This window comes from Candidatus Pelagibacter communis (genome assembly GCF_001180025.1).
GTDB lineage: Bacteria > Pseudomonadota > Alphaproteobacteria > Pelagibacterales > Pelagibacteraceae > Pelagibacter > Pelagibacter ubique_A.
In genome coordinates this window covers 1-1,966 of the sequence record NZ_CVSK01000053.1, presented here as the reverse complement: position 1 = coordinate 1,966, position 1,966 = coordinate 1, and the positions used below count along the sequence as shown (strand labels likewise).

4 protein-coding genes and 1 tRNA gene are annotated in these 1,966 nt (G+C 28.5%); 3 read left to right on the top strand and 2 right to left on the bottom strand.

The window, feature by feature from the left end:
- From AMN83_RS02840 to AMN83_RS02830, 3 genes are all read left to right on the top strand, one after another.
- On the top strand, positions 1–528 hold a 528-nt coding region (locus tag AMN83_RS02840), incomplete at its 5' end, for a DUF1013 domain-containing protein (protein ID WP_075504188.1).
- A gap of 63 nt (positions 529–591) precedes the next feature.
- A complete protein-coding gene (gene rpsU / locus AMN83_RS02835) occupies positions 592–786 on the top strand; it encodes a 30S ribosomal protein S21 (protein WP_075484443.1) in 195 nt (64 codons plus the stop codon).
- 6 nt (positions 787–792) lie between these two features.
- Positions 793–869: transfer RNA gene (locus AMN83_RS02830), tRNA-Met, on the top strand.
- A gap of 6 nt (positions 870–875) precedes the next feature.
- Here AMN83_RS02830 and AMN83_RS02825 read toward each other — a convergent pair.
- Entirely contained in the window at positions 876–1,574 is a 699-nt protein-coding gene (locus AMN83_RS02825; protein ID WP_075504187.1) for a transaldolase family protein, read from the bottom strand.
- A 5-nt stretch (positions 1,575–1,579) separates the two neighbouring features.
- On the bottom strand, positions 1,580–1,966 hold a 387-nt coding region (locus tag AMN83_RS02820; RefSeq protein WP_143323634.1), incomplete at its 5' end, for an NAD(P)(+) transhydrogenase (Re/Si-specific) subunit beta.

Below are 1,966 nucleotides of genomic sequence, written 5' to 3'. Positions count from 1 at the left end.
ACTACATTAACTTTCAAACAAATCGCAGATTTTTGTAAATTACATGAAGTTGAAATACAAGGAATTGCAGACGGTGAAGTGGCAAAGGGTATTAAAGCTTATAATCCCATTATATCTGGTCAACTTTCAAGAGAGGAAATTGAACTATCTTCAAAAGACGAAAATAGACCTCTAAACATTAAAAGTAGTGATATTGAAATTTCAAATAATGAAAAAAAAATAAAGAAATATATTCCTTTATCTAAAAGGCAAGATAAACCCGACTCAGCTTTATGGTTAATTAAACAACACAATATATTAAAAGATTCTCAAATAGCTAAGTTAGTTGGGATTACTAAAAATTCTGTAACATCAATTAGAAATAAAAGTTATTGGAATTATAATAATCTAAACCCAAAAGATCCTGTTGCTTTAAATTTATTCACTCAAAAAGACTTGGTTGAGGCTATTGAAAAAGCTGAAAGAAGAATAAAAAGAGAAAAAAAAGAAAAAGAAAAACAAAATAAATTAACCCAGGCATCTGTATAATGAATAAATTTAATAGACATAAATTTATAAAAGTGTTACTTAACCACTTTTTTGGAGGTAGTTATTAAAATAGAAGTTAAAGATAATAATGTTGAACAGGCTTTGAGGGTTTTAAAAAGAAAACTTCAAAGGGATGGGTTCTTTAAAGTTATTAAATTAAAGAATACTTATGAAAAACCATCAGAAAAGAAAAAGAGAATACTTCAAGAAAATATAAAAAGAGTTAAGAAATTAAATAAACTCAAAAATAGAATTTAAAAATACCGCGGGGTGGAGCAGTCTGGTAGCTCGTCAGGCTCATAACCTGAAGGTCGGCGGTTCAAATCCGTCCCCCGCAACCAATTTAGTTATATTTTAAAATTAGATTTTTTACTATCAACAAGGAAGGCTTTAACTGTTTCTATAGTTAACTGATTGAATGATTTTCCAAATTTTTCTATTTTTTCAATTACAGTTGGGGGAATAGTAATTATATGGCAACCCAATTGTTTAGCTTGCAAATAATTATAAGGTTCTCTGACACTAGCCCATAAGATTTCTACATTTTTATAATTTTTTGCTAATTTTATACTTTTGACAAATTCAGGGATTGGATCTTTTCCAGTATCTCCTGCTCTTCCAGCAAAAATTGATATTATCACTTTTGTTTTTTTATTTATTACTTTTAGTATTTTTGCAGTTTGTTTAGCCGTGTATACTGCTGTTATATTTAACTTAATATTTTTATTATTAAGCTCTTTAATTGCATTTCCTGTAAACTTATTTTTTGAATTAACTACTGGAACTTTAACATATATATTTTTACCCCAGGTATTTATTTTTTCTCCTTGATCAATCATAGATTTTTGATCATCAGCAAATACTTCAAAAGAAATTGGTTTATTTTTGCAAAACTTAAGTATTTGTTTAGAATATGACTTATAGTCTTTTGCGCCAGCTTTTCTCATTAGGCTTGGATTAGTTGTAAATCCTTTAACAATTTTTTTTTTATTAAATTTTTTAATTAAAGAGACGTCTGCAATATCACAAAAAATCTTTATATTCATAAGATCTACAAATTCTTTGTAATATCCTCTGTCATTTTTTTTGCATCTGCAAAAAGCATTAAAGTGTTTTCTTTATAGAATAAATCATTATCTATTCCTGCATATCCAGGAGATAAGCTTCTTTTTACGAACAATACTGATTTACACTTTTCCACATCTAAAACTGGCATTCCATAAATTGGGCTTTGAGGATCTGTTTTTGCTACAGGGTTAGTAACATCGTTAGCACCAATAACAAAAGCCACATCTGCATTTGCAAAATCATTATTTATTTCTTCCAATTCAAATACTTCATCATATGGAACATTTGCTTCAGCCAGCAAAACATTCATATGACCAGGCATCCGTCCCGCAACTGGATGAATAGCATATGATACTTTGATATCGTTCTT